Below are 8,491 nucleotides of genomic sequence, written 5' to 3'. Positions count from 1 at the left end.
CGTTCAGTTTTCAAAGAACTACTCGGTCGCTCATTTGCGACTCCCTTATGTTAACATCTTCATTAGTTAATGTCAACTAAGTTTTTCATTTTGTTTGCCGCGTTCTGCGTTATTGCATCGGCGACTTGTTCTATATTACACCTCTATATCCTAATCGTCAATACCTTTTATCCTTTTTATTTTATAAATTCTAAAGGGTATTGAACCTTCTTCATTTATACTCCGTTCCTAGAGATTAATAAACTGGTGCAATCACTTTCATAATCGACAGTTTATACTCTCTTACTTACACCTTTCTAAAGAATGAATAGCAAGCCAAACAAATATATATTAAAGGTAGCACTTTTTATTTAGAATACATTCCAGCTGTATTCACAATTATCTCCTACCACTTCTCTCTAGGAATTATAAATACACCATGCATTTACTAAAAATCTAATTAACTTAGGAGGCGTTATGAAATGCATGTTAATAAGAAAATCATTTATGTATCCCATGATGCCCATTTCCACGGAGCGCAGCTGCTTTCTTTACATACTATTAAAGCTCTTAAAGAAAACTTTCATTACTCCGTCGCAATTATTTCTATTGGAACGGGCATTTTAATCCACGATTTTCAAAAGTATGGTCCTGTTTATTGCCTAGAGGCAGACTATCCAACGGAAAAAAAGGTCGAATTATTAATAAAGAAGTTACTATCACAAGACTATACCATCGCCATATGTAGTACCGTCATAAGTGGTGACATAGTTGCATTACTAGCTAAACACAATATAAAAGTTATTTCATTAATACATGAATTGCCGCATTTAATACAACAGTACTCTGCCGAGGGGAAAGCGAGAAACATTGCCCAGTTTGCTTACAAAATTGTCTTCCCTTCACAGTACGTGTATGAAAAATTCCGTACAATCACCCAATTAGATCATCAAAAATGTCACATCCTCCCTCAAGGCTTGTTTAACCACAATCCTTATAAGAACAATATTGCAAAAGCTAGAAGCGAATTACGAAAAAAACACAACCTGCCTCTAGATAGCAAAATCATTTTGGGAGTAGGTTTTGCTGATCATCGGAAAGGGATAGATTTATTCTCACTTATTGCTTACTCAGTAAGAAAAGTTCATACGAATATTCATTTTATCTGGGTCGGGAGAACGGATGTTCATTTCTTTAACACACTATCCCCAAGATATACAGCACATTTCACATTAGTTGAGCCTACTCCAGATATCGGTTTATATAACGCCGGGGCTGATTTATATTTATTAACTTCAAGAGAAGATCCTTTTCCAAACGTTGTTTTAGAAGCATTAGATACAAAAGTCCCTGTTATAGGGTTTAAAAACGCTGGAGGTTTTGAAGATGTTGTTACGGAACAAACTGGCGCCTTAGTAGACTTTTTAAATTTACCGCAGGTGCTGGAAAGAATATATGAATTTATTGGAGATGAAGACTTACGATTACAAAAAGGACGCTTTGGCCAAGAGCTTATTGAAAAAGATTTCAACTTTCTTCATTACATTTATCAACTGTTAAACCTACTTGATCATAATTACAAAAAAATAAGCGTAATCATACCAAACTATAATTACGAAAAATACTTACCTGACCGAGTTAAATCCATATTAAACCAAACCTATCCCCTTTACGAACTAATTTTCCTAGACGATGCCTCTACTGACAATAGCGTATCTATATTTGAACAGCTGCTCTCAAACGAAAATAAGCCTCACCTAAAAGTTCAGCAGATTATTAATGATACAAACTCTGGTTCTGTATTTAAACAATGGATAAAAGGCGTCTCTGCAGCAACCGGTGATTATATTTGGATTGCAGAGGCTGATGACTTATGTGATCAGACATTTTTAGAAGAAGTAATACAAGGGTTTCATATAAATAATAATGTTACCTTAAGCTACACACAATCAAAACAAATAGATGAACAGGGAAATATCCTGGCCAATCATTATTTGGATTACACAAATGATATTGATAAAGAAAAATGGCAGCGTCCTTATTTCCGAAAAGGGATAGATGAAATACAAGATACGTTACTTATCAAAAACACGATACCTAATGCCTCAAGTGTAGTTTTTAAAAACATAGACATGAAAACAACAGCAAAACAATTAGAAAAGTTTAAAGTAGCTGGTGATTGGTTTTTCTATGTTTCTATTCTTAAAGAGGGTAACATTTATTTCAATCCAAAACCGCTAAACTATCATAGACGACATACAAATAGCGTAACGAGAACAGAAGATTCATATTCCCATTACAGTGAAGTTGTACAAATGCAGAATTTCATTAAAGAAACCTTTACTATCGACGACATTTCAAAAAAGAAAATGTACACATATAGAAAGTATCTTAAAGCATATTTGAAGATTGAATGATATATTTTCTTCGCCATCAGTATCTCTTGTAAGACGTTACTATCATTTAAGGGGGGTTAATCATTGAAAGAATTTATAGAAGTAAATAAAGATTTGCTTTCTCAAATTGCACACAACTACAATGTAAATGCAAGTATCCATCCAGAGGATCATATCTTTCAATTCCTTGTCACTAATCCAGTCTTCCCATCTAAAAAAGAAGCGATAGATTATTATTTTCAAGATGGGAGAAAATCCGCAGAAACACTCTTAGACTTAATTACTTCCTTTTATCCTCCTATAGACACTCCAATAAAATTATTAGAATTCGCATCCGGATATGGCTGCGTAACACGTCATTTATTAAACCTACAAACGAACTTAAGTATAACTACCTGTGATATACATGAAGAGGCTATTACTTTTATTGAAAACGCATTAAATACTTCTTCTATCTTATCTCACCCTGAACCTGAACAAGTAAAATTGGCCTCGTCTACGTATGATATCGTCTTTTGTCTATCCTTTTTTTCTCATATGCCTGATACAACTTGGTTTCGTTGGCTTCAAACATTGTATAATGCTGTTTCTCCTGAAGGCTTACTCATTTTCACAACTCATGGTTATCAAAGTACAAAGTACTTCAGCTTTCCAGATTTAAATAAACAGGGTTATTGGTTTCTCCCTTCTAGTGAACAATTAGATTTAGATGTTCATCAATACGGGCAAACGATCGTTAGTCCCTCTTACGTATGTGACAAAATTAAATTATTACCCTATAACCCTGTCATCAAAAAATACACTGAAGGTTTTTGGTGGGAACATCAAGACCTTTGGGTAATAAAAAAAGAAATAAAATAATAAACCACGCTCTACTGATACAAAAGTAGGGCATGGCTTATTATTTTTTACTATATAAGAACTCTTCAATCCATAGCTTATTTAATCTAATTCCACTTTTGAAATCTATTTTCGGTTCCCAATTACATTCTCGTCTTACTCTATCTATATTTAAAATGATTTTTTGAACATTTTCTTGCCTTTGTTTGTAGCAGGTAAAGTCCACTTTTCTTTCCGTTAATTTCTCCAATTCTACTATAATTCGTTTTAAAGAGAGACCCTTGCCGCTCCCTATGTTATACACACAAGATTTCAAACAATTTAATTGTGATAGTTGTATAGTGATTTCAACTAAATCATCGATATAAATATAATCTCGAATAATCTCTTGTGGATTCCCATATATATTAATCTTTTCATTACTGAGATGCTGATACAAAAAACAATTTATTGCCCCAACTTTCTTTAAAGGATTTTGATATTTTCCATATGGATTAGAATATCTACATACAACATAGTCAATTCCGTATTTTTTCTTATAAAAGTACAAGTAATTTTCAAGCGACACTTTTGTTATTCCATAAGGAGAAAGTGGTTTTAATGGATGTTCCTCATCAATAGGTAAATATTCCGGTTCACCGTAAACCGTGCCTCCAGAAGATGCTAATACAATTTTTTTAACAGGAAAATTTTTAACACTTTCCATGAAGTTAAGAAAAAAAAAGCTACTGTTTATATCTCCGAAAACATCTTCAATTGAAGTTGCTACATTAGACGTTGCAGCTAAATAAATAATAACATCCACATTCACTAAAGCTTTATATATATCTTCAACATTTGCTAAATCACCTTTAATAAATTCAACATCACTTATAATATTTTGAGGAAAATTATTTATATGTCTGGAAAATACTTTTACATTTTGACCTTGTTTCAATAAACCTAATGCGAGGTTAATACCAATGAAACTATTTCCACCTACTATTAAATAATTATTCTTCCTCATAATATCCTCTCTAGTAATAAGATTTTTGCTTATCACACCTAGAAATGCAACTAAATGAACTTGGTCACCTCTATTATTCATTCTCTTATAATTGTATGCCCCTTATAAATTTTCATTATCTTTATTTTATATTTTCCTTTTAGAATCTCTATCTTATTTAAGCTGACCGCAAAAAACACTCATACTATTTACTCATTCCCATGAATATATTGGATTAGTAAAAACTTCCCTTCTCCATAAATAAAAATTTCAAAAAGGAGGACTACATGTATGAAGAGTGTAAATCAAGAGCTTTTAAATCATGTAATCCTACATAAAGATCGAATCCCACATTTCCATAAAGACTTTCCACTTATACTATTCTGGAGCCATAGAAGCGGATGTACCGCCTTAGCTAATTGGTTCTTTTTTCAAATTGGATTGTTTAATGAAGCAAAGAAATACCATGACTTTATTCATTACTATGAATTCTGGGTGTATAAAAACAACACTAACTACATACCAGAGTTACAAAATGGGCTTCTAACAGCAAATAAAGATGTTTGTAAACTTGTACGGAATCCCTACAAAAGGGCCGTCAGCTCATTTTTATTACTTGCTGACAATCCATATGCTAGCCCTCAATGGGAAAATATCCGCCACTATTTGTATAATGACAAATATAGTAACCGTGGAGTATCATTTAAACAATTTTTATATTACATTCGAGCATTGGGTTCAAATTCCCTAGCAATGGACATACATTTTAGTCAGCAATACGTTCCAGGTGAAGAAAATTTTATCCAATACTATATTCCTTTAGAAGATTTTAATACACAAATCACCAAGATAGAACACACGTACGATTTGATTAAATCCAATTTAGCGCTTCTTACAAATTCAGATCATCATCGGGCTCATAAGATGCTTTATACAGGAAGCTATGCAGAACTCAGCATTACAGATGCCACCTTCCCTCGCTTTCCAACATATGAAAGCTTTTATGATGAAGAAACAATGGCGTTAGTTACAGAAATATATGCACAAGACTTTGAAATGTATCCGTACACAAAAGGGATATTCTAAGTCGATACATTCTTCAATGAATAAAAGCGAATGTATCGCATAGCATAAAGTGAAACTTTAATTAGCGAGGGGTTCTCTCCCGCTAATTATTCCATTCTACCAATCTCACTTTTATGGGTTCCCTAATTTCCACCCACTCTCTTTGATTTCACTGATTGTTGACGTGTGTGTCATATGCATTTTTTTACACAGGAGTGATGTCATGTGGAAGGTAATTTGAAACACAATAATGGATATTGCGTTATTTGTGAGAAGGAAACTACATTTATAGAGCAGAATGATTGGCTTAGAGATCATTACTTATGTTCTACATGCCACTCTATACCAAGGCAGCGAGCTATAATCCATGTTTTAAATACATTTTTTCCTAAATGGGGTTCCTATCATATCCACGAATCCTCTCCTGGGGGAATTACAACTCAGCTACTTATAAAAAACTGCAAAAACTATACTTATTCTCAATACTTTAAAAACTATCCTCTCGGCCAATACTTTCAAGGAATTAGATGTGAGAACTTAGAAGATATGACTTTCCAAAATGAATCTTTTGATTTGTTCATTACTCAAGATGTCTTTGAACATGTAATGGAGCCAAACAAAGCCCTTAAAGAAATAGAGCGTGTATTAAAGCCTGGCGGTGCTCATGTGTTTACTGTCCCTTGGTATCATACACTCACAAAGACTTTACAAAGAGCAAGAATCAATAAAGAAGGAATCGAATATATTGCGGAGCCAATTTATCATGGTAATCCTATTGATGAGAACGGGTCTTTAGTAACATTTGATTGGGGTCAAGATATGATTGAATATATTTATACACATGCAAATATGTATACCATTGTTTATTTACAAAAGGATAGATCACTGGGGTTAGATGCTGAATTTCTACACGTTTTTATTAGTAAAAAACACGAAAAAAATTTTTAGGTACTATATAATTTGGAGGTTAACAAATGAATAACTTCAAGTTAGGAAATGATTTTGATAACCTTGTTAGCCCGCTTTCTGATGTTGAACTTCTAAATCTATTTATACAAAGTTGCTCACAAACAAAGATAAACGGCATCCCAGTACCTATGTTCCCCCCTGAAGAAATTCAACAACAGTTTGTAGGTGCTTCCTATGAACATGCTCTTTATGAAGCATATTTGTTTTATAGCCATGTCAAAACATATGCCCAAAACTTAGGTGTTCCCTTGAATAACGAACGTAAAATTTTAGATTTTGGTTGCGGATGGGGAAGAATTATACGTTTCTTTTTCAAAGATGTTCGCCATAAAAATTTACTTGGTATTGATGTAGATCCTGCAATGATTAACCTTTGCAACGAAACGTTAGGAAGAGGTAGGTATAAAGTAGCTCCCCCACAACCTCCTGTAGAATTTATTAATGACAATTCATTAGATATCATATTCGCTTATTCTGTATTCTCACATTTATCCGAAGAAACAGCAGAAAATTGGATAAAGGAATTTTCAAGAATTCTTCGTCCAGGTGGCATCTTCATCGCCACAACACAAGCACGCTATTTTCTCGATTTCTGCCAACAATTCAAGGAACACCCTGAATTAATTCAAACCGGGTGGCATAAAACTTTATCTCAAGCGTTTCCAGATATAAATCGTGCTATCTCGGATTATGAAAGCGGCAATTTTGTCCACAGCCCTACGGGAGCTGGAGACGTTAGAAATAGTAGCTTCTATGGAGAAACCGTTATACCTAGAACTTATATTAAAAATCACTATGAGAAGTATTTAAAGCTACGGGATTTTTTTGATGATACAAACCGGTTACCCCAAGCTCTATTTGTTCTCCAAAAAGATTAACTCTTTTCGCTCATTGTATAATGAAGATCATTTTGTATCTCAGCCTTATATATTAAATCATCAAAGATTTCCATATCAAGCAAACTGTACAAAAGAATTCATTATGCAGCATAAACACAGTAAGTAAATAACATATCTCATACTTTAACTAAATTCGAAAAATCAAAAGTAACTTCCCACCACTTGAACTACGAACAACATAAGGGGGATATATCTTGAAAATAATCGCTTTTTACTTACCACAGTTTCATCAAATAAAAGAAAATGACCGATGGTGGGGGAAAGGGTTTACTGAATGGACAAATACTAAAAGTGCACGACCTTTATTTTCAGGACATTACCAACCTAGAGAACCTTATCAAGATTTTTATTATGACTTAACCACCCCATCCGTAAGAAAATGGCAAGCAGAAATCGCCAAAGCTCATGGCATATATGGTTTTTGTTATTACCATTACTGGTTTAAAGGGAAGAGGTTATTGGAGGCACCCTTTAATGAGGTACTTAAGACGGGCGAACCAGATTTTCCATTTTGCCTTTCTTGGGCAAATGAACCGTGGACGAAAACTTGGGATGGTCTTGATAGTCACATATTAATGCCTCAAAATTATGGAGAATTATCGGATTGGAAAGAACACTTTGAGTATTTATTGCAAGCTTTCCAAGATGAGAGATATATCCGTATAGACGATAAACCACTATTCATTATTTATCGTCCCGGGCATATCCCTCATTGTGAACAAATGCTTCATTATTGGAATACACTCGCACAAGAAAATGGTTTGAAAGGTATATACTTTGCAGAAACATTAAACAGCTTTCCACTTCCTAATATAAATGGATTTGATGCTAGCATTGAATTCGAGCCTTTTTATACAATTGCTCATGATAGCTCTTCAGACATAAATAAGACAATATATGAGTCTGGTAAACAAATAAACGCTTGGGATTATGATAAAGTGTGGATGTATATACTAAAACGATCTCCTCCAGAGAAAAAAACATTTCCTGGTGCCTTTGTTGACTGGGACAATACAGCACGCCGCAAAGACTTAAATAGCAGCATCTTCCTAGGTTCTACCCCTAGGAAGTTCACGATATATTTAAGCAAACAAATCCAGCGTACCTATTCTCTTTACAACAGCGAGTTTTTATTTATTAATGCGTGGAATGAATGGGCAGAAGGTACTTACTTAGAACCAGATAAAAGGCATGGATTCGCCTATTTAGAAGGAGTTAAGCAGGCAATTAACAGAGGTATGAAAGCATACAAAAAAGACGAGTCATTCTGACTCGTCTTAAAGTTGCTTGGCGACGTCCTACTCTCACAGGGACAAGGTCCCAACTACCATCGGCGCTAGAGAGCTTAACTTCCGTGT

Annotated in this window: 7 protein-coding genes; 6 read left to right on the top strand and 1 reads right to left on the bottom strand. The window is 34.0% G+C overall.

What is annotated here, in order from left to right:
* Positions 1-461: 461 nt before the first annotated feature.
* Positions 462-2,396, top strand: a complete 1,935-nt coding sequence (locus JDS82_RS28850; RefSeq protein ID WP_098058866.1) for a glycosyltransferase — start codon at positions 462-464, stop codon at positions 2,394-2,396.
* Positions 2,397-2,459: 63 nt separating this feature from the next.
* Positions 2,460-3,236 (top strand): class I SAM-dependent methyltransferase, encoded by a 777-nt coding sequence (locus JDS82_RS28845; RefSeq protein WP_000657510.1) that lies wholly within the window; start codon positions 2,460-2,462, stop codon positions 3,234-3,236.
* A 40-nt stretch (positions 3,237-3,276) separates the two neighbouring features.
* On the opposite strand, the gene JDS82_RS28840 is transcribed toward JDS82_RS28845, so the two are convergent.
* Complete coding sequence (locus tag JDS82_RS28840; protein ID WP_002108867.1) at positions 3,277-4,221, bottom strand: NAD-dependent epimerase/dehydratase family protein; 945 nt, start codon at positions 4,219-4,221, stop codon at positions 3,277-3,279.
* Between the two features lie 270 nt (positions 4,222-4,491).
* On the opposite strand from JDS82_RS28840, the gene JDS82_RS28835 reads away from it, so the two are divergent.
* From JDS82_RS28835 to JDS82_RS28820, 4 genes are all read left to right on the top strand, one after another.
* Positions 4,492-5,286: a sulfotransferase family 2 domain-containing protein gene (locus JDS82_RS28835; RefSeq protein WP_064460162.1), complete on the top strand. Its 795-nt coding sequence runs from the start codon at positions 4,492-4,494 to the stop codon at positions 5,284-5,286.
* A gap of 204 nt (positions 5,287-5,490) precedes the next feature.
* Positions 5,491-6,213, top strand: a complete 723-nt coding sequence (locus JDS82_RS28830) for a class I SAM-dependent methyltransferase (protein ID WP_098058868.1) — start codon at positions 5,491-5,493, stop codon at positions 6,211-6,213.
* Positions 6,214-6,239: 26 nt separating this feature from the next.
* Complete coding sequence (locus tag JDS82_RS28825) at positions 6,240-7,112, top strand: class I SAM-dependent methyltransferase (protein WP_001058687.1); 873 nt, start codon at positions 6,240-6,242, stop codon at positions 7,110-7,112.
* 215 nt (positions 7,113-7,327) lie between these two features.
* A complete protein-coding gene (locus tag JDS82_RS28820) occupies positions 7,328-8,404 on the top strand; it encodes a glycosyltransferase WbsX family protein (protein WP_000690989.1) in 1,077 nt (358 codons plus the stop codon).
* Positions 8,405-8,491: the final 87 nt, after the last annotated feature.

This window comes from Bacillus cereus group sp. N14 (genome assembly GCF_016483555.1).
GTDB classification, from domain to species: Bacteria; Bacillota; Bacilli; order Bacillales; family Bacillaceae_G; genus Bacillus_A; species Bacillus_A wiedmannii.
The sequence above is the reverse complement of the archived record's forward strand: the minus strand, read 5'-3'. Positions and strand labels throughout refer to the sequence as shown.